Source organism: Nitrosomonas sp. H1_AOB3 (genome assembly GCF_015709435.1).
In the GTDB taxonomy this organism is placed as follows: Bacteria; Pseudomonadota; Gammaproteobacteria; order Burkholderiales; family Nitrosomonadaceae; genus Nitrosomonas; species Nitrosomonas europaea.
In genome coordinates, this window is record NZ_CP054389.1 from 2,721,432 (window position 1) to 2,746,850 (window position 25,419).

Below are 25,419 nucleotides of genomic sequence, written 5' to 3' on the forward strand. Positions count from 1 at the left end.
CCAGAGGATATTTCATGTCGGTCGATTACAGGCAATTACCGCGATCCGCGCTGACCGATGTTTTGTTGCAAGCAGTCCTGGTGTTCGCCATGACACTACCGATGCTTGTTTTGTATACCACCAGTACGCTGGGGCCGTTACTCAGCCGCGATCTCGGTTTCGAACCGGTTGCCATTGGCTATCTGATCATGAGCTCATTTGGTCTGGCGGCCATCCTGTCGCTTCGAGCTGGCGCAATTGTCGATTACATCGGTGTACGTGCTGCATTGATCGTTCTTTTTTGTGCTGTTGCTGCCGCTTTTGCACTGATTGCAATAACACAAGCATTTTTCAGCCTGATCATGGCAACAGCCATTTGCGGTATCGCACAGGCACTGGCAAATCCGGCGACCAATTTGCTGATTGCACACCAGATCCGGCCGGAACAAAGGGCATGGATAGTGGGATTGAAACAGTCCGGTGTCCAGCTGGCTGCGCTTTTCGCCGGATTGGTATTACCTGCCATTGCATTCCAATACGGCTGGCGTATCGCGTTTGGTGTTATCGTGCCGGTCGCTGTGCTGTTCAGCCTTGCGGCATGGCTTGTGACGCCCGCACAGCACGTCAGGAAAAATAGGCAACTGATTTTTACGCGCCCGAATATGTTGCTGTCGTGGCTGATGGCGATCCAGTTCAGTGTTGGTCTGGCCTTGTCCGCATTTGTGACATTTCTGCCGACTTTTGCCACATTACAGGAGATGCCGCTTGCACAGGCAGGTACGCTGATCGCTGTATTCGGCATTACCGGAATGCTGTCGCGAATCATATTGACGCCGCTGGGCGATAAGTTCAGTGATGAATCCCATTTGCTGTTTGCGCTGATTGCCATTGCTGCTGGCGCGATCATGCTGACGATGCAGGCTGGGCCTGGCAGCCACGGGTACCTGTGGGCCGGGGCGATCGGAATGGGTATGTCTGCAGTTGCAACCAATGCGATTGCAATGAGTATGCTGATCAGAGATTCTGCATTCGGGCGGGTGACCGAAACTTCCGGCTATGTTTCTTTTGCATTCTTCTCCGGGTTTGCGCTGGGTCCACCGCTTTATGGACAGTTGTTCAGTCAAACCGGCAGCGTATCGTTTGCGTGGAGTCTGTTGACCGGTGTGTTGTGCCTGGCCTGCATCATGACATTGCGGTTGACCGCAGTGCGCAAGCGTCGCTCGCATGTATCGGTTTGAGTACGAAAAGCCGATAGCCCGGGTTAATCTGCACTTTGGAGAAATTCGAGGACATGGTGAACAAACAGATCGGGTGCGGTTCGCATGGCACTGTGTTGCTGACCGGCAATAATACCAACACGACAATCAGGCAAGCCCTGTTGCAGTCTTTCTGCGGTCATGAAGCGGCGCGGGTGGCTATTCCCACCCACCAGCAGGAGTACCGGGGATTTCAGGGTCTGGAATCGTTGTGGTGCGAATTGATAACGATCGATACCTTGCAGTTCCCGCAGGATGGTGTGGGCGGCAGCAAGCCGTATCGCCCAGTTTGATCCGGCTTGTAGTGCAACCAGCTCCGGATTGGGGGTGTTCAGCAGATCACGAAAAAACAGCAGCAGTGTTTCTTCACGCGCATTTTTCTCCAGCAAAGCCTGCATGCGAGCTTCAAATGTTGCCGACCAGTCGCTGCCAGCCAATGAAATGGCCGGTTCATATAAAACAACCTTGTCGATGTTTGCAGTCAGAAGTGAAGCTTCCAGCGCACAAAGCCCGCCAAAAGAATGACCGAGCAGGTTGACGCTGCTGCCGATGGCATCGATGACGGCAGCGATATCTTCGCTTTCATGCTCCAGCGAATAGTTGGCAGCATCTCCGCTGTGACCACGACCGCGCCGGTCGAGGGTCCACACGGTGTGATGCTGTTGCAGACCGGCAAGTACCGATCCCCAGGTGGAGTGGTCACCGGTGGTGCCATGTACCAGCAGCAGGGGTGGCCCGCTGCCTTGCCGCCAGCAGGCAATGGGCGTGCCATCCCGGGATGTAATACGTTCCATCATGATGTGTATTTTGAAATTGAGAAGTCAGTTATACCAAAAATGATTTGAGCAGGATCATGTTACTAAACCGGGTGATTTTCCAGAAGCAGTCAGACCGTTTGCTGTTTGGCGCATCGTTGCCGAATACCGTTCTGAGAATCCTGTTTTTTTACTGTTTTCCGGCGGTATGTTTGTTCGTGAGCAGTATTGCTGCTACTCGTGCCGGGCAGCCGCCGGGACAGATAAATCAGTATCTGCGTATCAATGGCGAGTTTCTTGGCAGTTATGAAAACTGGAATTACTTTCGCCCGGCATCAGCAGTCAACAACAGCTACGATTTGTGGGTGGTGCGTTCCCGGTTGGGTTTGATGTTCTCCAGCGATTATGCGGATGGCCTTGTGCAGGGCCAATATAGTGGCCTCTACGGATTGCCGGATGATGCGGCTCTACCCTCGGGAGGTGCATTGGGGCTGGGTGCAGGTTACTTTCTGGCGAATCGTACTACTGGTGCGAGTAATGTTTTTCTGAAGCAGGGTTATCTGAATTTCAAGTTCAATAAACTGGGGTTACCGGGGGTAGCTGTAAAAATTGGCCGTTTTGAACTGGCCGACGGGATGGAATACCGCTCGGGTGTCGAGAAATTCGATGCACTTAAAAAAAAGCGGATTGCGGAACGGCTGGTTGGCGGATTCAACGCAATTTATGTCGGGCGTGCTTTCGACGGATTTTCGGTGGTGTATGACGGGCCGGGATTCAATGCCACGGTCAGTGGGGTACATCCAGTGCAGGGCAATCTTACCGTTCAGGGTCAGAAGCAAATCAGCGATATCAGCATATTGTATGCGGCGCTGACCAGCAAAAAAGATGCTGTACTACCGGGAATCGAAGGCCGTCTGTATTACCTGAATTACGATGATCAACGTGTATCGCAGGTGACCGATAATCGTCCATTGTCAGCAAGGCCGCAGTTGAGCGATGAAAAACTGAATATTCATACCATTGGTGTCCATCTGTTGTCGCTGCAGCCGTTGGGTTCCGGCAGTTTTGATGCTTTATTGATGGGAGCATACCAGTTTGGCAGCTGGACCAATTTATCGCACCGGGCCTGGGCCTTCGATGCAGAAGTGGGTTATCAATGGCACAAGCTGCCATTTAAGCCCTGGGTACGCGCTGTGTATTACCGCAGTTCCGGTGATGGTAATGCGCATGACGGCCGACATCAGACATTCTTTTCGGCCGTACCCAGCGGGCGTTTGTATGCCAAATTTCCGTTTTACAATCAGATGAATATTCAGGATATCTTTTTTGAATTCATCGCCTTCCCCACCGGGAAAACACAGATCAACGTCAATCTGCATCAGTTGTCTCTGGCTAACGTGAACGATCTGCTTTATACCGGGCTTGGTGCATCGCTTAAGTCAGGTGCCTTTGGTTATTCCGGCAGTACCACACATGGGCACAGGGAGATAGGGCAACTGATCGATGTTACCCTCACGCACGGTTTTAACAAATATCTCACGTCACAACTTTATTTTGCGCATGCCTTTGGTGGCAGTGCGATGAAAAGTATTTACCCGAGTAAAAGTGATGCCAGCATTTTTCTGGTCAATTTCAATCTGGTTTTCTGAGGAAGCAATGACATCCCCAGTACTTATTGTGGAAGATCGGCTTTTAAGCACCGATGAAATCGTGAATACGCTGGAGCAGATGTTTCGCCGCATGGAAATGATGGATGTGCTTTGCGGGCAGAATTTCCCGCTTTATTCTTCCGGGGAAAACAGCGATTGGTCTGTTTCTCCGGGAGGATCCTGGATGGGCGGTTTCTGGGCGGCATGCTGGTGGTTGCGGGCAAAGATGACTGGATCGGCCGGAGACCGGCAAAAGGCTGGCGAGATCAGCCAGCGGCTGTTCCGGAAACTAACTGCGGACTCCGGATATCGCAGCCTGATTTTCTGGTACGGCGCTGCGCTTGGAGAAATCTGGCTGCAGAATGCACCGGCGCGCGAGTTGACTCACTCATCCATTGCTGCGCTGGCGCACAGTTTTGATCCCCGGTTGAATTGCATCCCTTTAGGAACGGCGATGGGAGGATTGGCCACGGGAAGCTGCGCGATTTCCGTGGATAATTTTGCTTCCCTGATTCAACTGCTTTGCTTCAGCCGGGAAAAACAGTATCACCGCATTGCACAGTGCCATGCAGAAACGCTGCTGGCTGCATGCCGGGGAGACAAGGGAGCATTTCATGCAGAAGCCAGTTTCGATGGCCATGAATTTCAGGTGAAAGACCGGGCAGGAGTCTGGTCACGCGGCCAGGCCTGGGCCATGCTGGGGTTAAGCAGAGCGGCGGCCCAATGGGGAGAACCTTATTTGAGTCAGGCCAGGGCTGCCTGTACGTATTGGCGTGATGTGCACAAGGGGAATTTGCCGCGCAATCGTCCGGATCAGACAGAAGATGTCAAAGATCCTTCCGCAGTGGTGATTGCATCGCTTGCGATGTTATCTCTGGCACGTTTACTGCCTGATGAAACATCCTGGTGCAAATATGCGCACCAGCAGATCAGTACCGTTCTCCACAGCCCTTATTTCACTGTGATCGATCCGGATTCAGCCTCCGGATCAATCGGCCTGTTCCAGGGGTGTTGTTATCGCACCCGGCAAAACCGGGAGGAGATGGTCGAGTCGGTATGGGGAAATTTTTTTCTGGTGGCTGCGCTTGCGGTACTGGCGGGCCTTATTGACCCCTATGACTGTTGAAAAATACTTGTTATCAACCAAGGATAGAAAATGAGGATACAAAACTTTACTGATACTCTTTCCAATCGCATGCGGCATATGTGCTGTTTCTGTGTCGCGGTGATAACGGGACTGTGTTTCTCTGCGCAGGTTTATGCACAGGAAACTGGAAAAACCGGACCTTCGTCTTTATTGCTGCATGCTGCGCGGGTTTTCGACGGAAACGAAATGCGCAGTGGTCTATCGGTACTGGTGAAAGACGGGCGTATTGCGAGAGTCGGGCCGCGTCATTCATTCAGGACGGGGGATGCATCCGCTGACATTGATCTGGGTGAGGCAACCTTATTGCCGGGGTTTATCGAATTACATGCCCATTTGGCCTTCCAGAAAGTACCGGCAGATATCGTGCTGAGGCATGGGGTGACTACCCTGCGGGATGTGGGCGGGCCTGTTCATCCGCCTTATGGGGGAGAGGGCAGTTTACGTGTGCTCACTTCCGGCCGGATCATCACCGCACCGCACGGGTACCCGATCGTTACCATGGGTGCCCGGGATCTGGCGATTCCCGTTGCCAGCGAAGCAGAAGCGCGGGAAGCCGTGCGTCATCTGGTTGGTGAGGGTGCAGTGATCATCAAGATTGCGCTCGAACCCGGCAGCGAAGCAGGTGCCCCCTGGTCTTCACACCATGATCACGCGCACCATGATGCTGCGCATACCGCACCAGCCGGTGCTCGCCATCATGCCCATGTTGCTCCACATGACCAGTCGGCATGGCCCATGTTGCCGGAGCCCATTGTCAAGGCTGTTGTCGATGAAGCACACCGGCATCAGCGTAAGGTATCGGCCCATGTGGCGGAGCCATCGGGCGTACAGGTGGCATTGAATGCGGGGGTCGATGAATGGGCGCACATGCCTTGTAACCCGATTCCTGAGCCGTTGCTGAAACAGGCCAGAGCACAGAATGTCACGATCATCGGTACGCTCGATACGCTCTCGAAATGCAGCGGGATTGCACACAATACAATGGTCTGGACAGAACTTGGCGGTGAATTACTGTACGGTACGGAAATTGCCCATCCCGATATTCCCTGGGGGATCGATGCGCAAGAGCTGATGTATCTGATGCACTTGGGGAAGATGAAACTATTGGATGCATTAGGGGCTGCAACAGCCAAAGCTGGCCGATATCTGGGTATTCCTATGCTGGGGACGATACAATCCGGTGCTCCGGCTGATCTGATCGCAATTCGCGGCAACCCCGAGCAGCAGCTGAAGCGGCTGGAGTATCCTGATCTTGTGATTTCCGGTGGACACATCGTCGTCAATCATTTCAGCCCATTGCCGTAACATGCCTTCGGATGTGTGCGTGACCGTCATCCGTACTATGTCTGATGAAGGAAGATTGCCTCCTGATGATGCAGGCAGCAACGAATGATAGTCTGCGAGGGTGTTTAGCTTGAGCTTGCTGCCTGGATTGATTACCTGATGGTCTGCTCCAGCCAGATCTCAAGCCCCTGTGCATTGAGCTTGATGTCGGTCTGCAATAGTGAGAGGACGGCATCCCGGGTGAGGGTACACCGATGGGCAGCAAGTCGCTCCAGGAGCAGATCCTGCAGCGCTTTTGTGATGATGGGCTGCCGGTCCTGAATTTTTGCAGCTTGCTGTACGATGCTGACGAAAGCATCGATGAGTGCATGCATCTGCGATGCATGGTACGAAAGATTGCGAATGCGCCCGTAATGTGTGAGAAATGCCTGCTCGGGGTGCAATGCCATGAGCCGGTCGATGGAAGCATGAGCAGCTTCAGGGTCGAACTGCACGGGTGACGTTGTCGGAAAAACGAATTCCAGCCCGTCCATATCGAATTCACGATAGGAGACGCCGAAGGTATCACCAGTGAAGATGGATTTGCTGCGTGCATCGTGTATGCAGTAGTGATGTCGTGCATGCCCCGGTGTGTCCAGTAGCCGCAGTGGCCGGCCGTTCAGTTCGACAAGTGTATTATCGGGCGCTTCGATGATACGTTCAGCCGCGATCGGATGAATCTCACCATAGATCCGCCGGAACTCGGATTCACCATACACGGCCATGACACCGGCGATCAGCTTGATGGGGTTAGCCATGTGCGATGCGCCACGTGGATGTACCACCAGCCTGGCATTGGGCAGCCATTTCATGAATTCGCTGGCGCCACCGGCATGGTCGAGATGGATATGGGTAAGAAAAATGTAGTCGATCTGTTCGGGAGTGATCTGTTTATGTGCCAGTGCCGCCATGGTGCCCGGAACCGAGAAACGGGTACCGGTATCTACCAGAGCAGCTTTATCTCCTTCCGTGATCAGGTGAATGGCTGCACGCCCGGGGCGGTGGTAGCGGGCATCGATGACGCTGATCCCGTTCGGGTAGTCGATGATGGCAGGAAGTTGTTCCATGAGCTGGCAGGTTTCGGTCATACCGTCTGGCTGAGTTGTTCGAGGATCACCGGATTTTCCAGTGTTGAGACATCTTGAGTAATGGTCTCACCTCTTGCCAGGGCGCGCAGGAGGCGTCGCATAATTTTGCCGGAACGCGTTTTGGGCAGGTTTTCACCAAACCGGATTTCTTCGGGGCGAGCAATTGCACCAATCTCGCTGGCAACCCATTCACGTAAAGTTGCAGCAATTTCAGCAGCCCGTTGGTCATCAGGCAGTTTTTCTCTCAGTGTGACAAAGGCCACGACCACTTCTCCCTTGATCTCGTGCGGTTTCCCTACAACAGCTGCTTCGGCAACCAGAGGATGCGCCACCAGTGCAGATTCGATTTCCATGGTACCCAGACGATGGCCGGAGACATTCAGAACGTCGTCAACCCGTCCCATGATCCAGAAGTAGCCATCCTGATCCCGATGCGCCGAATCGCCGGCAAGATAGTAACGACCACCGGCAATATCTGTTGGAAAGTAAGTTTTTCTGAATCGTTCAGGATCATTCCACAAGGTGCGTAACATCGAAGGGAAGGGACGCTTGATCACCAGAAATCCACCTTTTCCCTGTTCCACCGGGTGGCCGGTTTCATCTACCACTGCGGCATCGATACCGGGTAGCGGGAGAGTGCAGGAACCGGGTTTGGTCGATATGGCACCGGGAGCAGGAGCGATCATGTGACAACCGGTTTCGGTTTGCCACCAGGTATCGACCACCGGGCAGCGTGACTGGCCGACGACCGTGTAATACCACATCCATGCTTCCGGGTTGATCGGCTCGCCTACTGATCCAAGCAGGCGCAATGAAGAAAGATCATATTTTGCGGGCAGATCGGATCCCAGTTTGATCAGTGAGCGGATGGCAGTGGGGGCAGTATAAAAAGTCGTGATCCTGTGTTTCTGGATGATTTCCCAGAATCGCCCGGCATGCGGATGAGTCGGAGTTCCTTCAAAAATCACCTGAGTTGCACCGATGGCAAGCGGGCCATAGGCGACATAGCTGTGTCCGGTAACCCAGCCTACATCCGCAGTACACCAGAATACATCGTCTGCATGATAGTCGAATACCCACTGCATGCTGGTCACTGCCCCGAGCAGATAACCGGCCGAGGAATGCTGCACGCCTTTCGGTTTCCCGGTAGAGCCCGAGGTATACAGTGTAAACAGGGGGTGTTCAGCATTGATCCATGCTGGCTCGCATTCATCCGGTTGTCCGGCAATGAGATCATGCCACCAGTGGTCTCGTTCCGGCTGCCAGGTAATCCCGGTACCGGTGTGCCGGAAAACGATGACACTGTGGACCGTGGCTGTGTCACCCATCGCCAGTGCTTCGTCTACGGTTGCTTTCAGTGGATGGTACCTGCCTCCGCGGATCTGTTCATCTGCAGTGATTACAGCGGATGCACCGGCATCGATGATGCGCTCGTATACACTTTTTGCTGAAAAACCGCCGAACACTACCGAATGGATGGCACCAATGCGTGCACATGCCTGCATCGCAACTACAGCTTCAATCCGCATGGGCATATAGATGACGACACGGTCACCTTGGTGGATTCCAAGTGATTTCAGTCCATTGGCAAAATGACAGACCTGGCGGTGTAATTCACGGTAACTGCAATGATTCACTTCTCCTTCATCAGATTCAAAAATAATGGCAGTTTTGTCAGCCTGGGTTGCCAGGTGTCGATCCAGACAATTCCACGAGATATTCAGTTCGCCATCGTCGAACCATTTATAAAAGGGTGGGTTGGCGTCATTGAGAACCCGTGTGAAAGGTTTGTGCCAGGCAATGTACTGTTGTGCGAGTTTCGCCCAGAAGCCGGTATAGTCATGCTCGGCTTCCTGGCGCAGAGTTTCATAGGCTTCCCTTCCGGATAGATTGGCGTTCCTGACAAATTCACTGGCAGGGGGGAATATCCGGTTTTCGTGCAAAATTGATTCGATCGTGGCCATGCTGCTCCCGTTCGGCTGGATTAGTGCTTTGGTTGGTTCACAATTGTATCATTCAGCAAAAGAAGCCAGCGATGCAAACACCGATTTGAAGGTTAACTGTACGGAATCAAAGCAGTTTGTATTTGATTCAACGTGTGTAATCTCCCTGGTGAAGCGGGTTGATCGGGGAGCAGCCGGCAAGGCCGTATTATCGATTTTTGCATTAAGCACGAAATGAAAGTAAAATCGCGCGGTTCGAAATATTGATGAGCAGCATATAAATTTTTAACGGAGAACTAGAGAAATATGGCAAATACGGCACAAGCTAAAAAGCGGGTAAGACAAACCGCCACACGGCGTGAGCGGAACTTTGGATTGCGATCCAAGCTGCGTACCGCGATTAAAGGTGTCCGAAAAGCAGTAGCGGCGGGTGACAAGAATGTAGCAGAAGTCGTGTTCAGAAAAGCGGTGAGTGTTATCGACTCAATCGCAAGCAAAGGGATAATTCACAAAAATAAGGCATCGAGGCATAAAAGCCGTCTTTCCGGTGCAGTTAAAGCAATGGGTTGATTCTGACCCGCATATTTACGGAGGAGAGAGATGAGAATAGGGGAGTGGATGAGGGGTTTATTGCTCTGTGCGGGGTTGATGATGTGCGGGGTGGTTCATGCGGACATATCGACGGTACCGGACGAGACGTATGATGCGTTGAAGCTGGATCGAGGTAAGGCGACCCCGAAAGAGACGTATGAAGCGCTGGTCAAGCGTTACAAGGACCCGGCGCATGGAGCGGGGAAAGGGACGATGGGAGATTACTGGGAGCCGATAGCGATCAGTATATACATGGATCCCAATACTTTTTACAAACCACCGGTATCTCCCAAAGAAGTTGCGGAACGCAAAGACTGCGTGGAATGCCACTCGGACGAGACCCCGGTATGGGTAAGAGCCTGGAAGCGCAGCACCCACGCCAATCTTGACAAGATTCGCAACCTCAAGTCGGACGATCCCCTGTATTACAAGAAAGGGAAGCTGGAAGAAGTTGAAAACAACCTGCGCTCGATGGGCAAGCTTGGGGAAAAAGAAACCCTCAAGGAAGTAGGCTGTATCGACTGTCACGTTGACGTCAACAAAAAAGACAAAGCGGATCATACCAAGGACATCCGCATGCCGACGGCGGACACTTGCGGAACCTGTCACTTAAGAGAATTTGCCGAACGTGAATCGGAACGGGACACCATGGTCTGGCCGAACGGACAATGGCCTGCCGGACGCCCCTCCCACGCACTGGACTACACAGCCAACATCGAGACCACTGTCTGGGCAGCGATGCCGCAACGTGAAGTTGCCGAAGGTTGCACCATGTGTCACACCAACCAGAACAAATGTGACAACTGTCATACCCGTCATGAATTCTCGGCGGCGGAATCGCGCAAACCGGAAGCCTGTGCCACCTGCCACAGCGGGGTGGATCACAACAACTGGGAAGCGTACACCATGTCCAAGCATGGCAAACTTGCCGAAATGAACCGTGACAAATGGAACTGGGAAGTCCGTCTCAAGGACGCCTTCTCCAAAGGTGGACAGAATGCACCGACCTGTGCAGCCTGCCACATGGAATACGAAGGAGAATACACCCACAACATCACCCGCAAGACTCGCTGGGCGAACTACCCGTTCGTTCCGGGCATTGCAGAGAATATCACCAGCGACTGGTCGGAAGCCCGTCTGGACTCCTGGGTACTGACCTGCACCCAGTGTCACTCGGAACGGTTTGCCCGCTCCTACCTGGATCTGATGGACAAAGGCACCCTGGAAGGGCTGGCCAAATACCAGGAAGCGAACGCAATCGTACACAAAATGTATGAAGACGGCACCCTGACCGGACAGAAGACCAACCGTCCGAATCCGCCGGAACCGGAGAAACCTGGATTTGGTATCTTCACCCAGCTGTTCTGGTCGAAAGGCAACAACCCTGCCTCACTCGAACTGAAAGTTCTGGAAATGGCAGAAAACAACCTGGCCAAGATGCACGTTGGACTGGCTCACGTCAATCCGGGTGGCTGGACCTACACTGAAGGCTGGGGTCCGATGAACCGTGCCTATGTTGAAATCCAGGACGAATACACCAAAATGCAGGAACTGTCAGCCCTGCAGGCCCGTGTAAACAAACTGGAAGGCAAGCAGACCAGTCTGCTCGACCTCAAGGGAACCGGAGAGAAAATCTCCCTGGGAGGCCTGGGTGGTGGTATGTTGCTGGCAGGAGCCCTTGCTCTGATCGGCTGGCGCAAGCGTAAGCAGACCCGAGCTTGACCGCACTGACAACCGACCGGCGTGCACAGACACGCTGGTCCGGCCGACTCCTCCCGTCACTGGGGATATTACTGGTGACGGGAGGTTTGGTTTTACTGACCTGGTATACCTGGCTGGTACTGACTCCGGACACAGCGCCGTATCGTTATCAACAGGTAACCACTGGCAATGTCAGTGAATTTCCCGAACTGGAACTGGACACCTGGCCTGATCTCACTATCAGCCAGTACGACATCCATGTCGAAGGTACTGAACAACCGGTTGCACAAGCCTGGTTTGGCCAGCGCGCAAATCAACCGCAAGTACTGCTCAACTGGAAGAACCAGACGAGAGAACCCCTCCTGGCACTGGACCAGAAAGCATCCGAACTGAGTGCTCTTGCAGCTGCGATCGACAAACACGCCTCCCGTGATGCCCTGCTGCTGGGCTGGTGGGACACCTCACGCCAACTGGCCCTGCTCACCGGACGGGATGTACTGTTTCATACCCCGTTACACGAACCCCTGATCATCCCGCTGGAATGGCAGCCCCATGAACAAGCCATTCGCGCGTATGAAAACCAGCAGGCTGGCACCCCGGCTGACCCACAGGAACAGGAATTGTTCATGCGCTTTGCACAAAGCCTGGTGAATCCGCCGGCAAACGGACTGGACGACCTGCGACAACTTGCCGGCACGCGGGACACCTACCTCATCGTACACGTCAGCGACCTGTACAAACTCGGCCTGATGTACCCGGACAAATTCGGCATTGCCTACAAGCACTACCGCATGACCGGCAACCTGCATGGCATGATCAGCCACCTGAAGACCGAAATGCGTACCCGCGGTTACTACACCTACACCCTGCAATCACTGTCGGACGAACTCATCCGTGCTTTCTTCCTGATCGACGAAGCAAGCTATGACACCCTGCTGGCGAAACTGCTGCCGTTTACCAGCCAGCCATCGCCGGTGGAACGCACCTCACCGCGACTGATCTACCAGCAAGGCGGATACTGGGTATATCATCTGACAGCAAAAGCACCGGCGCACAATACTTTGCAGTCGGGAAAAGACTCTAATGAAACGACGGATTCAACCGTTTCGGTCGATCAGGTACAATGACGAACTGGGAAAACGAAATGTAACCCGTGTTCAAACATCAATGAGAGGAGAGACCATGAAAATAATGATAGCCTGCGGGCTGGTTGCTGCAGCTTTGTTCACACTGACGAGTGGACAAAGTCTGGCAGCAGACGCCCCGTTTGAAGGCCGCAAGAAATGCAGTTCCTGTCACAAAGCCCAGGCGCAATCGTGGAAAGACACAGCGCATGCCAAAGCGATGGAATCGCTCAAGCCCAATGTCAAGAAAGAAGCCAAACAGAAAGCCAAACTGGATCCGGCCAAGGACTACACCCAGGACAAAGACTGCGTAGGTTGTCACGTGGATGGATTTGGTCAGAAAGGGGGCTATACGATCGAATCGCCCAAACCGATGCTGACGGGTGTAGGCTGTGAATCCTGCCATGGACCTGGACGTAACTTCCGGGGAGATCATCGTAAGAGCGGACAGGCCTTTGAGAAATCGGGCAAGAAAACGCCTCGCAAAGATCTGGCAAAGAAAGGCCAGGACTTTCACTTTGAAGAACGCTGCAGTGCGTGCCATCTGAACTACGAAGGTTCACCGTGGAAAGGAGCCAAAGCGCCTTACACCCCGTTTACACCGGAAGTGGATGCGAAATACACCTTCAAGTTTGATGAAATGGTCAAGGAAGTCAAAGCCATGCATGAACATTACAAACTGGAAGGCGTATTTGAAGGAGAGCCGAAATTCAAATTCCATGATGAATTCCAGGCCAGTGCCAAACCCGCCAAAAAAGGAAAATAGTGATGACCAGACTGCAAAAAGGATCGATTGGTACTCTGTTGACAGGAGCACTGCTGGGTATAGTCTTGGTGGCTGTTGTCTTTGGTGGAGAAGCGGCATTATCGACCGAAGAATTCTGCACCAGCTGTCATTCCATGACTTATCCGCAAGCCGAGTTGAAGCAATCCACTCACTATGGTGCGCTGGGTGTTAACCCGGGATGCAAGGACTGTCATATTCCTCAGGGAATAGAGAATTTCCATCTTGCGGTAGCGACACACGCGATAGATGGTGCCAGAGAACTGTATCTGGAGCTGGTCAACGACTACTCCACCCTGGAGAAGTTTAATGAAAGAAGACTGGAGATGGCTCATGATGCGAGAATGAATCTCAAGAAATGGGACAGCATCACCTGCCGCACCTGTCATAAGAAGCCGGCACCTCCTGGAGAGAGCGCTCAGGCTGAACATAAAAAGATGGAAACAGAAGGGGCGACCTGTATAGATTGTCATCAGAATCTGGTGCATGAAGAAGTTCCGATGACGGATTTGAATGCAAGTATTGCTCAAGGCAAGCTGGTATTGAAACCGGAAGATGATGGGGATGATGAAGAAGCTGATGAGGACGAAGATGAAGAAACCGAAGAAGCTGACGACAGCAGCGACAGCGAATCCGCTTCCTCCAGTGACAACAGCGACGACGAAGACGATAACAACGATGAGTAAGTTTTGAGTATGTAGTTGTTGAGTATCGAAGATACATCAAACAGCAAGTTGCAGTCTTTTGAGGTCAGATTGGCTTCCGGATTGTAGCTTGCTTTTTTATCAGCAGATTCGTAGTTTTCAGTTAAACAAATGTGTACAGGTGGATTGGTTAATTTGAATTCTGACAAGAGGTACGATGGGCAGCAAACTTTATATTAGGACGTTCGGCTGCCAGATGAACGAGTATGATTCGGCCAAAATGGCTGATATCCTGTTGTCTGAAAAGGGTATGGAGTTGACCGAAACACCTGAAGAAGCCGATCTGATCCTGTTTAATACCTGTTCGGTTCGTGAAAAAGCACAGGAAAAAGTTTTTCATGACTTGGGACGCGTACGGCATCTTAAGAACAGCAAACCTGATCTTCTGATTGGTGTGGGTGGGTGCGTAGCCAGTCAGGAAGGTCCTGAGATAGTCAAACGTGCTCCGTTTGTGGATTTGGTATTTGGGCCTCAAACATTGCACAGATTGCCTGATCTGATCGATGCTCGCAGGCGTACAGGTCGTCCCCAGGTAGATATCAGCTTTCCTGAGATAGAGAAGTTTGATCGCTTGCCGCCTGCACGTACAGAAGGAGCCACTGCTTTTGTATCGATTATGGAAGGGTGCAGTAAATACTGCAGTTTCTGTGTCGTGCCTTATACCCGGGGAGAAGAAGTTTCGAGACCGCTGGATGATGTTCTTACCGAGGTAGCAGGACTTGCAATACAGGGCGTCAAAGAGGTTACGCTGCTCGGACAGAATGTAAACGCCTACTTAGGCAAAATGATCAATGGTGAGATTGCCGATTTTGCTACACTACTGGACTATATTCATGAAATTCCCGGTATAGAACGCATCCGATATACCACCTCTCATCCGAGGGAATTTACAGCTCGATTGATTGAAGCATATCAACGCTTACCGAAGCTGGTTGGTCATGTACATCTGCCCGTGCAATCCGGATCAGATAGAATATTAGCTGCAATGAAGCGCGGTTATACTACCGTTGAGTACAAATCCATTGTTCGCAAATTGCGTCTCGTTCGTCCGGATATATCAATATCATCCGATTTCATTATCGGATTTCCTGGAGAAACAGAGGATGATTTCGAAGCAACGATGAAACTGATTGATGATGTACATTTCGATGAATCTTTCAGTTTTATTTACAGTCCGCGTCCAGGAACACCGGCTGCTGATTTGCCGGATAACACGTCACATCAGATAAAATTGACAAGACTGTATCGTTTGCAGGAAAAAATTCAGCTTAATGCACAAGCAATCAGTCAGGGCATGGTCGACACTGTCCAGCGTATTTTGGTAGAAGGTCCGTCGAGAAAAGATCCTGGCGAATTTTGTGGCAGGACAGACAATAATCGGGTAGTCAATTTTGCCGGGCATGCAGGGCTGACAGGAAGTTTTATTGATATCAGAATAACAGCAGTTTCCTCTCATACATTGCGTGGTGAAATTTCTGATATGCAATGATCATAGTGTTGCCATTGGCTTGCGGTTTTATCTGATTACTGCCAAAGTCCAAGCACGACAATGACACTTGATACGGCAACAAAATCCAAGCCGGTTGAACTGACGTTCTCTCCCACGGACAATGAACGCCTGGCCAACCTTTGTGGCGCACTGGATGAAAACCTCAAACAGGTTGAGTATGCTTTCAATGTGATGATTTCACGCAGAGGGGGGCATTTTAAGCTTTATGGCTCTGTAGAACATACTCATCTGGCAATTCAGGCGCTAAAAAAATTTTATGATGATTCGTACCATCACCTCAGTGTGGAACAAATACAGCTGGGCCTGATTGAAATTCGAAATAATCCTTCACCTCCTCTTGGGGACTCGGATAGGGCTATTGCCGGTTCCAATGCAACTTCCTTGCAGCTTGTTACCCGTCGCGGCAATATTCAGGGCCGTACTGCCCGGCAGACTGATTACCTTTTTCAGATCAAGAAACATGATATTACTTTTGGTATTGGCCCGGCAGGTACCGGTAAGACTTATCTTGCCGTTGCCTGTGCAGTGGATGCGCTGGAGCGTGAACTGGTCAGTCGTGTTATTTTGGTGCGTCCAGCTGTGGAAGCTGGAGAAAGGCTGGGGTTTTTGCCGGGAGATATGGTGCAGAAAGTGGACCCCTACTTAAGACCGCTTTATGATGCCTTGTATGATTTGATGGGATTTGAAAAAGTCAGCAAGCATTTTGAAAGAGGGATCATCGAGATTGCGCCATTGGCTTTCATGCGTGGCCGTACTCTTAATCAGTCATTCATCATTCTGGATGAAGCACAAAATACAACGGCTGAACAGATGAAGATGTTTCTGACACGTATCGGTTTTGGCTCTAAAGCCGTTATCACCGGAGATATAACGCAGATAGATCTGCCTAAGCATCAGAAAAGCGGTCTGGTTGAGGCAGAACGAGTATTAAAGAATGTAAACGGGATCGCATTTACCCGCTTCAGGACGGAAGATGTAGTCCGTCATCCGTTGGTTCAACGTATAGTAGATGCCTACGAGAAATATGCCCCTGACAAAGAATCCGGTTGAGTTGCCAGATCATGAGCAGGAACTTGTACTGACAGTGCAGTACGTGGCTGATAAGACGGATATTCCGAATAGACGATTGTTTCGTAAGTGGGTTAAAGCAGCACTAAGTAAACCTGCAGAGGTGGTTATTCGTATTGTTGACAGGCAGGAAGGTGAAATACTCAATCGCGACTTTCGTGGCAAAAGTTCGGCAACCAATGTGTTGACGTTTGTGTATGACGACGATGTTCCGCTTTTGGGTGATATTGTGTTGTGTGCGCCAGTGATTTGCAACGAGGCACAGCAGCAAGGCAAAGATCTGACTGCTCATTATGCTCACCTTACTATCCATGGTATTTTGCATTTGCAGGGCTATGATCACATCCGCGATGAAGATGCAGTGGTGATGGAATCACTCGAAACAGAGATTATCACCAGACTCGGTTACCCCGATCCTTATGTCATTCAACATTGAGATGATATAAGCACGCGTGAGACAGTCTTTTTTATTCCCGATGTTATATACATTTCATGAACGAAACCTCCCCTAAAATCGGTTGGTTTGAGCATATCAGTACATTACTTTCGCGCAAACCGGAAGATCGTGAGCAATTGCTGGCTCTGTTGCATTCTGCTTATGAGCGCAACCTGCTTGATGCAGATGCATTGGCTATGATTGAGGGAGTGATGCAGGTTTCTGAAATGCAGGTACGTGATGTCATGATCCCTCGTTCGCAAATGGACACCATTGATATCAGTGAGAAACCGGAAGGGTTTATTCCATTTGTAATGGAGACTGCTCATTCGCGTTTCCCGGTTACGGATGGCAGCAAAGATCAGATTATCGGTGTATTGCTGGCAAAGGATTTATTACGTTATTACGCGAGCAGGGAAGAATTCAATATCAGGGATATGCTGCGCCCGGTGATCTATATACCCGAGTCCAAGAAATTGAATATTCTGCTTAAAGATTTTCGCAGTAACCGTAGCCATATTGCTATCGTCGTTGATGAGTATGGTGGCGTAGCCGGGCTCGTCACGATCGAAGATGTCCTGGAACAGATTGTCGGAGATATTGAGGACGAATTTGATTTTGATGAAGATGATGCTTACATTGTTGCAGATACGGATGGTCACTATCGTGTCAGGGCAATTACAGAAATATCCAGCTTCAATGAGACATTAGGCGCAACGTTCAGTGACAAGGAATTTGATACGATTGGCGGTCTCGTTATCAATAAATTTGGCCGGCTTCCTAAAAATGGAGAATCCATTACTATTGAGGGTTTCAATTTCACTGTCACGAGAGCGGACAGCCGTCGTTTGCATTTGTTGAAAGTAGAGCGTATCGAGCCCGGGGTGGTTGAAGATGCAGATTCTCATGACTCGGTTTAATCTCTGCGGGTTCAATTCCCCGCCCCTTGGGGCGCGAAGGCTGGCTGAAAGCCAGCGGGCTTGGAAGGCGCAGTTAATACCCAGCTGCTTGCAGCGAGGTGTTTTATTGTGTTTCAACAATATGCTGCGTTGCTGAATTAATGATGAATGGTTGTTTGTGATTGAGACAGAAGGTTGCAAATTGTTAAATAAAGCCCGCTTATATCTTCCTTATCCCGGGAATCTGAGAGATGAGTGATCGTGAAATCGATCAGCAGTTGGTAGAACAGGTACAACGAGGTGACAAGCGTGCGTTTGACCTGCTGGTTATCAAGTATCAGAGACGACTGGCGCGTTTATTATCGCGATTCATCCGTGATCCTGCTGAAGTGGAGGATATTACTCAAGAGACTTTTATCAAGGCCTACCGGGCATTACCTTCTTTTCGCGGTGATAGTGCCTTTTATACCTGGTTATATCGGATCGGGGTCAATACGGCCAAGAATTTTCTGGTATCACAAGGTCGTAAGCTTCCTGCAACTGTAAATGGGTTCGGTACCGAGGAGGCGGAAAATTTTGAAGGAGCTGATCAGCTTCGGGAAGTAAACACTCCGGAAAGTGAACTTATGGGCAAACAGGTTGCCCAAACCGTAAATCAGGCGCTTGAAGCTCTGCCCGAGGAGTTGCGCACGGCGATTATTCTCAGGGAAATCGAAGGGCTTAGTTATGAAGAGATTGCTGATATCATGAATTGTCCTATTGGTACGGTGCGGTCCCGGATATTCAGGGCACGTGAAGCTGTGGCCGACAAATTAAGGCCTTTATTGGGTACTGATAAAAGTAAAAGATGGTGACAAGAGGTGAAATTGTGAGAAATAAAGTTTCTGAGTTGATGGATGGTGAACTTGATGGCACTCATGCTGCCAAGATTATTAACGCAGTCAAAACCGACAACGATTTGTTTTCTGACTGGAAAATTTATCATGCAATCGGTGATTCGTTGCGTCAGTCGGCCGTTAATATAGATATATCGGAACAGGTCAGAAATCAACTGGCTGATGAGCCACTTTTATTATCACCTTATCCACACAAAACCCACCAAAATCGTAAACAAAAGCTGCTGGGTCTGTCGGTTGCCGCTTCGGTTGCTGCATTATCGATTGGATGGCTGATATCTCAATCAATGGAACAGCATGAAACGACACTTAAAGAAATATATGTGGCTGAAAAAAATAACGGAAAGACTGTGCCTGTCGGAGGGTCTCGTTCATTAATGACTTTTCAGCCGGTATCTGCGTATTCATCTCCTTCTATGCCTGTAAACACCCACTACAATAATGATCCTCTGATTTACAGGGATCTTACCTATGAAAGATCAGTTCGTTATCCAACCACCGGAATGTCTTCCCCTGCTGAGGTAGTCGGGGAACAGTCTGCTGCATCTGCTGAATAGCGCACCGGCCCAACTATATAAGAAAATAAACACTATCTCTTAACTGGTGATTGCATGGCTGACATAATCTCCCGGAATAATTTCCATTCAGGTATAGGATCCAGGTTTTTGATAAATACGGTTACAGTTGCGGATATATGGCGCAAGGGTATTTTTGCGATTTGTCTTTTGGTAGCAGCGTTTATGTTGTCTGCCTCATTGCATGCGAAGGATTTACCGGATTTTACTGACCTGGTGGAAAAGCATGGGCAAGCAGTTGTCAATATTAGTACCGTACAAACGCAGCAGATAGATGCGAACCATTTCTTTCCGGGAATTCCCAACATCCCCGAAGATTCTCCTTTTTACGAGTTTTTTCGCCGGCATATGCAACCTTTTTCCGGCCCGAGAAAATATGAATCCCGTTCACTGGGCTCAGGTTTCATCATCAGTAAGGATGGTTATATTCTGACCAATGCACATGTAGTCGAATCAGCCAATGAAATCACGGTCAGACTGACCGATAAGCGTGAGTTTGGTGCGAAAGTGATAGGGACCGATCGAAAAACAGATATAGCTCTGTTAAAAATTGATGCGGATGATTTGCCGGTAGTCACCCAGGGTAGCCCTGATCAGCTTAAAGTTGGCGAATGGGTGATCGCCATTGGTGCCCCTTTTGGTTTTGAGAATACAGTTACAGCAGGGATCGTGAGTGCGAAAGGGCGATCGCTTGCCCAGGAAAATTATGTTCCTTTTATTCAGACTGACGTGGCAATCAATCCAGGCAACTCTGGTGGGCCACTGTTCAATATGAAAGGAGAAGTCGTAGGGATTAACTCCCAGATTTACAGCCGTACGGGTGGCTTTATGGGGCTTTCTTTTGCTATTCCGATCGATGTGGCAATGGAAATTACCAGTCAGCTCAAGGCTTACGGCAAAGTCTCGCGAGGAAAAATCGGTGTCATGATCCAGGAAATGACAGATGAGCTGGCGGAATCTTTCAATCTGGATAAGTCACGTGGCGCGCTGGTTGTTTCTGTGGAGAAAGACGGGCCGGCTGACAAGGCAGGCATCAAGATAAGGGATGTGATTCTGAGATTCGATGGTAAAGGTATCGATACTTCAAGTGATTTACCCCGCATAGTCGGAAATACGAAACCGGATGCCAGGGTATCTGTTGAAGTATGGCGTAATGGCTCAGTCAAGAAACTGACTGTTACAGTAGGGGAAATGCCTGGAGATGACAGCAGCACTACTGTCCAGAAACAAAGTAAATCAGGAGATGCCACCAGCAGGTTAGGGCTTGCTCTGAGAGAACTTTCTGCAAGCCAGAAGAATGAGCTTGGAATTGATAGCGGTCTGCTGGTCGAAGAGGTCTATGACGGAATTGCCAGCAGTGCAGGCATTCGTCCCGGAGATGTCATTCTGGGGTTCAATAACCAGGATATAAAATCTATCCAGCAGTTCAATAAACTATTGGATGATGCCAAAAAAGGTCGGAATATCGCTCTGCTGATAAAAAGGGGAGATATTACGACCTTTATTACTATAAAGATAAATGGGTAAGATTTGCTGCTGGTGCAATGAATAATCAGGTAGAACCCAGGAAATTGGTCGTATATGGAAGGGAAGGTTGTCATCTGTGTGAAGAGATGATTGCTTCCCTGCGGGTATTACAAAAAAAATCCTGGTTTGAGCTGGAAGTAATCAATATTGACGGGAATGAACATTTGACCCGATTGTACAATGATCGTGTTCCTGTTCTTTTTGCTGTCAACGAGGATAAGGAGCTGTGTCACTATTTCCTTGATTCAGATGTAATTGGCGCTTACCTCTCCTAATTTCATCTCACGGCTGATTCGTTGAACAGGTCGGATTTTCCATTCCGGAAGACGCGGCTTTCATATTTTCCTATTCTGCTTGGTATAAGAAATCGAGGTAGAGCAATCGTTGATAGGCTGACGCATTTAACAGACTCTCGCTGCTTCCGTGATCATCACGGGTATACTTGGCTGTCAGGCTATTTTGGCGAAATCAGCCGAATCTATCTTCCCTCTGTCGATTTGTATACAATCGCTCCTTTTGTCTCTAGCTTTTGTCGATTTTTCTCCCGAGCGGTGATTTCTTTTGATACAGCATATTCGTAATTTTTCCATCATCGCGCATATCGATCATGGCAAATCCACACTTGCCGATCGCATCATCCAGTTTTGTGGTGGTCTTTCCGACCGGGAAATGGAGGATCAGGTACTTGATTCGATGGATTTGGAGCGTGAGCGCGGTATTACGATAAAGGCACAAACTGCAGCGTTACACTATCAGGCCAAGGACGGTAAAAATTATCTGCTGAATCTAATTGATACCCCGGGCCACGTTGACTTTTCTTATGAAGTATCCCGCTCACTCTCTGCTTGTGAAGGCGCTTTGCTGGTTGTTGATGCCTCTCAGGGTGTTGAAGCGCAGACGGTGGCAAACTGTTATACCGCGATTGAGCAAGGTGTCGAGGTGATCCCGGTGCTCAACAAGATCGACTTACCTGCCGCGGATCCTGACAGGGTGATAGCCGAAGTGGAAGATATCATCGGAATTGAAGCCAAAGGTGCTTTGCGTATCAGTGCAAAGACCGGTGAGGGAGTGGATCAGGTCCTGGAAATGATTGTGGCGCAGATTCCGCCGCCTGAGGGAGATGTCGATGCACCACTCAAGGCGCTGATCATAGATTCCTGGTTTGACAGCTATGTGGGTGTCGTGATGCTGGTTCGAGTCGTGGATGGTGTACTGAGACCGGGCAACAAGATTTTGTTGATGTCCAGCAAAGCAAATTATTTATGTGAAGAAGTGGGCGTTTTCCAACCGAAAGCGGTAAGCCATGAATCTCTGAGTGCTGGCGAGGTAGGTTTTATTATTTCAGGAATCAAGGATTTGAAATCTGCCAAAGTGGGAGATACGGTGACACTTGCTGATCGCCCCGCCGGTGAGCCCCTGGCCGGGTTCAAGGAAATCAAGCCGCAGGTTTTTGCCGGGTTATACCCGGTCGAATCCAATCAATATGATGCATTGCGTGCGGCACTGGAAAAACTGCAGTTGAACGATGCTTCTCTGCATTTTGAGCCGGAAACTTCCCAGGCGCTGGGTTTCGGGTTTCGTTGCGGGTTCCTGGGGTTACTGCATCTGGATATTGTGCAGGAACGGCTGGAGCGGGAATATGACATGGATCTCATTACCACTGCGCCCACGGTGGTTTATCAGGTTGTTCTGCGTGATGGCAAAATCACGGAAATCGAGAATCCATCCAGACTGCCCGACCTGTCCAGCATAGAAGAGATCAGGGAACCGATTATTACTGCGACGATTCTGGTTCCAGAAGAATACGTTGGCACAGTGATGACATTATGTACCGGCAAACGTGGTATCCAGAAAAACATGCAATACATGGGCAGGCAGGTAATGCTGGTCTATGAAATGCCTTTGAACGAGGTAGTTATGGATTTCTTTGACAGATTGAAATCTGTAAGCCGCGGTTATGCTTCACTTGATTATGAATTCAAGGAATTCAGAGCGGCAGATCTGGTTAAGCTCGACATATTGATCAATAGCGACCGGGTGGATGCTTTGTCTCTGATTGTGCATCGTGCCAGCAGCCAGCACCGCGGGCGGGAATTGGCACAGAAAATGCGTGAACTCATCCCGCGACAAATGTTTGACATTGCGGTACAGGCGGCAATAGGTGCTCACATTGTGGCGCGTGAGAATGTCAAGGCATTGCGCAAGAATGTATTGGCGAAGTGCTACGGTGGAGACATTACACGTAAACGCAAGCTGCTGGAAAAGCAGAAAGCGGGGAAAAAGCGTATGAAACGAGTCGGTAATGTTGAAATTCCCCAGGCAGCGTTTCTTGCCATCCTGCAGGTGGATGGCAAGTAACAAGTAAAAGTGCCGGCAAACGGGATGAGTAAGGTGTTGATCGGTATATTTCTAGGTCATGGGGTATTATGAACTTTCCTTTGGTGTTGCTTATTTTATTAGTAGTAACGGGCGGGATCTGGCTGCTTGATTATTTTGTGCTGAGGCACAAACGTGTTTCCGGAAATACCGAAGAGCCATGGTGGGTCGAATATCCTAAAAGCTTTTTTCCGATCATCCTGATTGTATTCAGCCTGAGATCGTTTCTGGTAGAACCTTTCAAAATTCCTTCCGGTTCGATGATTCCAACTTTGCTGATCGGGGATTTTATACTGGTCAATAAATACACCTACGGGATCAGACTGCCGGTAGCAAACCTGAAAATCATTGATATGAATGAACCCCAGCGTGGCGAGGTCATGGTATTTCGTTTTCCCGAGGATCCCTCTATCGACTACATCAAGCGAGTGATCGGTGTGCCCGGAGATATGGTTACCTACCGGAATAAACAGTTGAGTATCAATGATGTTCCCGTTCAGCTGGAGCAGGGGGGGGACTATAAATATATCGATGGTCCGGCATACATTTATACTCAACGGTTCAAAGAGAATATGGATGGCAGCGAACATGACATCCTGATCAATGAAGATATGCCGGATATTCAGCTATCTGCTATTCACCACTTCCCTAATCGGGAGAATTGCACCTTTGACCGGACAGGTTTTTCCTGCAAGGTCCCCGAAGGGAATTATTTTACTCTGGGTGATAATCGTGATGGCAGCAGTGACAGCCGTTACTGGGGGTTCGTGCCGGAAAATCATATCGTCGGTAAAGCCTTCCTGATCTGGTGGAATTTTAATGATCTGAGCAGAATAGGCACGTTGATCAAATAATGATTTGAATCTTCAGTATGTCGCGGAGGTATCTATGAATCCGATTTATTCCTCGATGAACAGAAGGCAGCAGGGAGTGAGTTTGCCGGGTCTGCTGACATGGTCGGTAATCATTATCCTGGTGGCGATCCTGGGGATGAGACTTGTTCCTGTTTACATCGAGTTTGCTGCAATCAAGCGGGCACTGGTGACAATTGCCAGTGATTCCGAGTTGCATAATGCCGGTGTCCATGAAATTCGCCAGGCGTTTAACAAGCGCGCTGCCGTGGATGCCATAAAATCCGTAAACGGAAATGATATCGTCATTAGAAAGCAGGATGGGCAACTCGTGCTGGATATCAACTACACAGTTACGAAACCTCTGTTTGCAAACCTTTCTTTACTGATCGACTTCGATGCGGCCAGTGATCGATGACCAGTTCCCGGCCTATTGCACACAATACGAAAAACAAACAGACAAAAACGCTGAAAGGGCGAGATTACGCAGTTTTTTTGCAGAAACTGGGTTATACCTTCAAACAGCCCGATTTACTCCGGGAAGCACTTACTCATCGCAGTCTCGGTTTTCCGAACAATGAACGTTTTGAATTTCTCGGTGACAGTGTGCTGAACTGTGCAGTATCAACATTGCTGTTCAAACGTTTTCCATCATTGCCGGAAGGAGACCTGACCCGATTACGTGCCAATTTCGTCAATCAGCAGGCATTGCATCGACTGGCATCCGCCCTGGGTATCGGAGAGCTGATTTTACTCGGCGAGGGTGAGCGTAAAAGTGGTGGGCATCATCGACCTTCGATTCTGGCAAATGCAGTGGAAGCCATCATTGGCGCGATTTATCTCGAAAGCGGGTTTGCAGTGGTGGAGCAGGTCATTGTTGCATTGTATGAACCCCTGATCAGGCAGTTGGATCCGGATACTTCCGGCAAGGATTCCAAAACCCTGCTGCAGGAATATCTGCAGAGTCGTAAAATCGCTCTGCCTGAGTACAGCGTGCTGTTGGCACAGGGTGATCCACACGCACAGGTTTTTCATGTGGAATGTGTCATTCCCGGATTCGGCATTCGCACGAGAGGTGAGGGAACCAGCCGCCGCCGGGCCGAACAGGAAGCTGCACGCCAAGCCTACGAACTTGCCATCGTAAGGCATTGAGTCGACATCACTTCATAAGTAACAAGCTATATTTTCTCGATCAATCTCAGTTTTTACCTGAATTTACCTGAAAAAGACATTGGCC

The 25,419-nt window shown here is 50.0% G+C and carries 25 protein-coding genes; 22 read left to right on the top strand and 3 right to left on the bottom strand.

The window, feature by feature from the left end; genetic code table 11:
• The first annotated feature begins 14 nt into the window (after positions 1–14).
• Positions 15–1,217, top strand: coding sequence for an MFS transporter (locus HRU73_RS12770; RefSeq protein ID WP_281871558.1), 1,203 nt, complete (start codon positions 15–17; stop codon positions 1,215–1,217).
• A 23-nt stretch (positions 1,218–1,240) separates the two neighbouring features.
• Here the strand turns inward: HRU73_RS12770 and HRU73_RS12775 are convergent, their stop codons facing one another.
• On the bottom strand, positions 1,241–2,032 hold the full coding sequence (locus HRU73_RS12775; protein WP_281871559.1) for an alpha/beta fold hydrolase: 792 nt from the start codon (positions 2,030–2,032) through the stop codon (positions 1,241–1,243).
• A gap of 56 nt (positions 2,033–2,088) precedes the next feature.
• Here HRU73_RS12775 and HRU73_RS12780 point away from each other — a divergent pair, with 56 nt between their 5' ends.
• The 3 genes from HRU73_RS12780 to HRU73_RS12790 are packed head-to-tail and all read left to right on the top strand — an operon-like array spanning position 2,089 to position 6,091.
• A complete protein-coding gene (locus tag HRU73_RS12780; protein WP_287398885.1) occupies positions 2,089–3,639 on the top strand; it encodes an alginate export family protein in 1,551 nt (516 codons plus the stop codon).
• Between the two features lie 7 nt (positions 3,640–3,646).
• On the top strand, positions 3,647–4,765 hold the full coding sequence (locus HRU73_RS12785; protein WP_287398886.1) for a glucuronyl hydrolase: 1,119 nt from the start codon (positions 3,647–3,649) through the stop codon (positions 4,763–4,765).
• 30 nt (positions 4,766–4,795) lie between these two features.
• Positions 4,796–6,091, top strand: coding sequence for an amidohydrolase family protein (locus HRU73_RS12790; protein ID WP_287398887.1), 1,296 nt, complete (start codon positions 4,796–4,798; stop codon positions 6,089–6,091).
• Between the two features lie 131 nt (positions 6,092–6,222).
• Here HRU73_RS12790 and HRU73_RS12795 read toward each other — a convergent pair whose 3' ends face one another.
• Positions 6,223–7,197, bottom strand: coding sequence for an MBL fold metallo-hydrolase (locus HRU73_RS12795; protein WP_287398888.1), 975 nt, complete (start codon positions 7,195–7,197; stop codon positions 6,223–6,225).
• The gene (gene acs / locus HRU73_RS12800) at positions 7,194–9,161 is read right to left on the bottom strand and encodes an acetate--CoA ligase (RefSeq protein ID WP_281871564.1); all 1,968 of its coding nucleotides are present in this window, start codon (positions 9,159–9,161) and stop codon (positions 7,194–7,196) included. Before acs ends, HRU73_RS12795 begins: the two co-directional genes overlap by 4 nt.
• Here acs and HRU73_RS12805 point away from each other — a divergent pair.
• The 18 genes from HRU73_RS12805 to rnc all read left to right on the top strand — a co-directional run bounded on the left by HRU73_RS12805 (position 9,154) and on the right by rnc (position 25,334).
• Positions 9,154–9,378, top strand: coding sequence for a hypothetical protein (locus HRU73_RS12805; protein WP_143023682.1), 225 nt, complete (start codon positions 9,154–9,156; stop codon positions 9,376–9,378). The two genes, acs and HRU73_RS12805, sit on opposite strands and share 8 nt — an antisense overlap.
• Before the next feature lie 68 nt (positions 9,379–9,446).
• Positions 9,447–9,710 (top strand): 30S ribosomal protein S20, encoded by a 264-nt coding sequence (gene rpsT, locus HRU73_RS12810; RefSeq protein WP_276817924.1) that lies wholly within the window; start codon positions 9,447–9,449, stop codon positions 9,708–9,710.
• Between the two features lie 30 nt (positions 9,711–9,740).
• The gene (locus HRU73_RS12815; RefSeq protein WP_011111571.1) at positions 9,741–11,453 is read left to right on the top strand and encodes a hydroxylamine oxidoreductase; all 1,713 of its coding nucleotides are present in this window, start codon (positions 9,741–9,743) and stop codon (positions 11,451–11,453) included.
• Complete coding sequence (gene haoB / locus HRU73_RS12820; RefSeq protein ID WP_287398410.1) at positions 11,450–12,559, top strand: hydroxylamine oxidation protein HaoB; 1,110 nt, start codon at positions 11,450–11,452, stop codon at positions 12,557–12,559. Before HRU73_RS12815 ends, haoB begins: the two co-directional genes overlap by 4 nt.
• 55 nt (positions 12,560–12,614) lie before the next feature.
• The gene (gene cycA, locus HRU73_RS12825; RefSeq protein ID WP_011111569.1) at positions 12,615–13,322 is read left to right on the top strand and encodes a cytochrome c-550 CycA; all 708 of its coding nucleotides are present in this window, start codon (positions 12,615–12,617) and stop codon (positions 13,320–13,322) included.
• 2 nt (positions 13,323–13,324) lie between these two features.
• Positions 13,325–14,026: a NapC/NirT family cytochrome c gene (locus HRU73_RS12830; RefSeq protein ID WP_276818590.1), complete on the top strand. Its 702-nt coding sequence runs from the start codon at positions 13,325–13,327 to the stop codon at positions 14,024–14,026.
• A gap of 175 nt (positions 14,027–14,201) precedes the next feature.
• Positions 14,202–15,533 (top strand): tRNA (N6-isopentenyl adenosine(37)-C2)-methylthiotransferase MiaB, encoded by a 1,332-nt coding sequence (gene miaB / locus HRU73_RS12835; RefSeq protein WP_276678161.1) that lies wholly within the window; start codon positions 14,202–14,204, stop codon positions 15,531–15,533.
• A gap of 60 nt (positions 15,534–15,593) precedes the next feature.
• Positions 15,594–16,604 (top strand): PhoH family protein, encoded by a 1,011-nt coding sequence (locus tag HRU73_RS12840; protein WP_287398889.1) that lies wholly within the window; start codon positions 15,594–15,596, stop codon positions 16,602–16,604.
• Positions 16,579–17,058, top strand: a complete 480-nt coding sequence (gene ybeY / locus HRU73_RS12845) for an rRNA maturation RNase YbeY (protein ID WP_276678158.1) — start codon at positions 16,579–16,581, stop codon at positions 17,056–17,058. Before HRU73_RS12840 ends, ybeY begins: the two co-directional genes overlap by 26 nt.
• Positions 17,059–17,114: 56 nt before the next feature.
• On the top strand, positions 17,115–17,978 hold the full coding sequence (locus HRU73_RS12850) for a CorC family transporter (protein ID WP_011112816.1): 864 nt from the start codon (positions 17,115–17,117) through the stop codon (positions 17,976–17,978).
• 230 nt (positions 17,979–18,208) lie between these two features.
• The gene (rpoE, locus tag HRU73_RS12855) at positions 18,209–18,811 is read left to right on the top strand and encodes an RNA polymerase sigma factor RpoE (protein WP_011112815.1); all 603 of its coding nucleotides are present in this window, start codon (positions 18,209–18,211) and stop codon (positions 18,809–18,811) included.
• 14 nt (positions 18,812–18,825) lie between these two features.
• Positions 18,826–19,410 (top strand): sigma-E factor negative regulatory protein, encoded by a 585-nt coding sequence (locus tag HRU73_RS12860; RefSeq protein WP_287398890.1) that lies wholly within the window; start codon positions 18,826–18,828, stop codon positions 19,408–19,410.
• A gap of 183 nt (positions 19,411–19,593) precedes the next feature.
• A complete protein-coding gene (locus HRU73_RS12865; RefSeq protein ID WP_050731318.1) occupies positions 19,594–20,955 on the top strand; it encodes a DegQ family serine endoprotease in 1,362 nt (453 codons plus the stop codon).
• A gap of 17 nt (positions 20,956–20,972) precedes the next feature.
• Complete coding sequence (locus HRU73_RS12870) at positions 20,973–21,230, top strand: glutaredoxin family protein (protein WP_011112812.1); 258 nt, start codon at positions 20,973–20,975, stop codon at positions 21,228–21,230.
• A gap of 286 nt (positions 21,231–21,516) precedes the next feature.
• A complete protein-coding gene (gene lepA / locus HRU73_RS12875; protein ID WP_276678155.1) occupies positions 21,517–23,313 on the top strand; it encodes a translation elongation factor 4 in 1,797 nt (598 codons plus the stop codon).
• A gap of 68 nt (positions 23,314–23,381) precedes the next feature.
• Positions 23,382–24,185, top strand: coding sequence for a signal peptidase I (gene lepB / locus HRU73_RS12880; RefSeq protein WP_011112810.1), 804 nt, complete (start codon positions 23,382–23,384; stop codon positions 24,183–24,185).
• A gap of 34 nt (positions 24,186–24,219) precedes the next feature.
• Positions 24,220–24,600: a DUF4845 domain-containing protein gene (locus tag HRU73_RS12885; RefSeq protein WP_287398891.1), complete on the top strand. Its 381-nt coding sequence runs from the start codon at positions 24,220–24,222 to the stop codon at positions 24,598–24,600.
• On the top strand, positions 24,597–25,334 hold the full coding sequence (rnc, locus tag HRU73_RS12890; protein ID WP_011112808.1) for a ribonuclease III: 738 nt from the start codon (positions 24,597–24,599) through the stop codon (positions 25,332–25,334). Before HRU73_RS12885 ends, rnc begins: the two co-directional genes overlap by 4 nt.
• Positions 25,335–25,419: the final 85 nt, after the last annotated feature.

Coding starts and splice junctions, on each gene's coding strand:
- HRU73_RS12850 (WP_011112816.1), top strand. CDS start 17,115: ATGAACGAAACCTCCCCTAAAATCGGTTGGTTTGAGCATATCAGTACA.
- HRU73_RS12785 (WP_287398886.1), top strand. CDS start 3,647: ATGACATCCCCAGTACTTATTGTGGAAGATCGGCTTTTAAGCACCGAT.
- HRU73_RS12815 (WP_011111571.1), top strand. CDS start 9,741: ATGAGAATAGGGGAGTGGATGAGGGGTTTATTGCTCTGTGCGGGGTTG.
- rpsT (WP_276817924.1), top strand. CDS start 9,447: ATGGCAAATACGGCACAAGCTAAAAAGCGGGTAAGACAAACCGCCACA.
- HRU73_RS12870 (WP_011112812.1), top strand. CDS start 20,973: ATGAATAATCAGGTAGAACCCAGGAAATTGGTCGTATATGGAAGGGAA.
- miaB (WP_276678161.1), top strand. CDS start 14,202: ATGGGCAGCAAACTTTATATTAGGACGTTCGGCTGCCAGATGAACGAG.
- rnc (WP_011112808.1), top strand. CDS start 24,597: ATGACCAGTTCCCGGCCTATTGCACACAATACGAAAAACAAACAGACA.
- HRU73_RS12840 (WP_287398889.1), top strand. CDS start 15,594: ATGACACTTGATACGGCAACAAAATCCAAGCCGGTTGAACTGACGTTC.
- ybeY (WP_276678158.1), top strand. CDS start 16,579: ATGCCCCTGACAAAGAATCCGGTTGAGTTGCCAGATCATGAGCAGGAA.
- rpoE (WP_011112815.1), top strand. CDS start 18,209: ATGAGTGATCGTGAAATCGATCAGCAGTTGGTAGAACAGGTACAACGA.
- HRU73_RS12770 (WP_281871558.1), top strand. CDS start 15: ATGTCGGTCGATTACAGGCAATTACCGCGATCCGCGCTGACCGATGTT.
- cycA (WP_011111569.1), top strand. CDS start 12,615: ATGAAAATAATGATAGCCTGCGGGCTGGTTGCTGCAGCTTTGTTCACA.
- HRU73_RS12780 (WP_287398885.1), top strand. CDS start 2,089: ATGTTACTAAACCGGGTGATTTTCCAGAAGCAGTCAGACCGTTTGCTG.
- HRU73_RS12775 (WP_281871559.1), bottom strand. CDS start 2,032: ATGATGGAACGTATTACATCCCGGGATGGCACGCCCATTGCCTGCTGG.
- lepB (WP_011112810.1), top strand. CDS start 23,382: ATGAACTTTCCTTTGGTGTTGCTTATTTTATTAGTAGTAACGGGCGGG.
- HRU73_RS12795 (WP_287398888.1), bottom strand. CDS start 7,197: ATGACCGAAACCTGCCAGCTCATGGAACAACTTCCTGCCATCATCGAC.
- HRU73_RS12790 (WP_287398887.1), top strand. CDS start 4,796: ATGAGGATACAAAACTTTACTGATACTCTTTCCAATCGCATGCGGCAT.
- acs (WP_281871564.1), bottom strand. CDS start 9,161: ATGGCCACGATCGAATCAATTTTGCACGAAAACCGGATATTCCCCCCT.
- HRU73_RS12865 (WP_050731318.1), top strand. CDS start 19,594: ATGTTGTCTGCCTCATTGCATGCGAAGGATTTACCGGATTTTACTGAC.
- HRU73_RS12885 (WP_287398891.1), top strand. CDS start 24,220: ATGAATCCGATTTATTCCTCGATGAACAGAAGGCAGCAGGGAGTGAGT.
- HRU73_RS12830 (WP_276818590.1), top strand. CDS start 13,325: ATGACCAGACTGCAAAAAGGATCGATTGGTACTCTGTTGACAGGAGCA.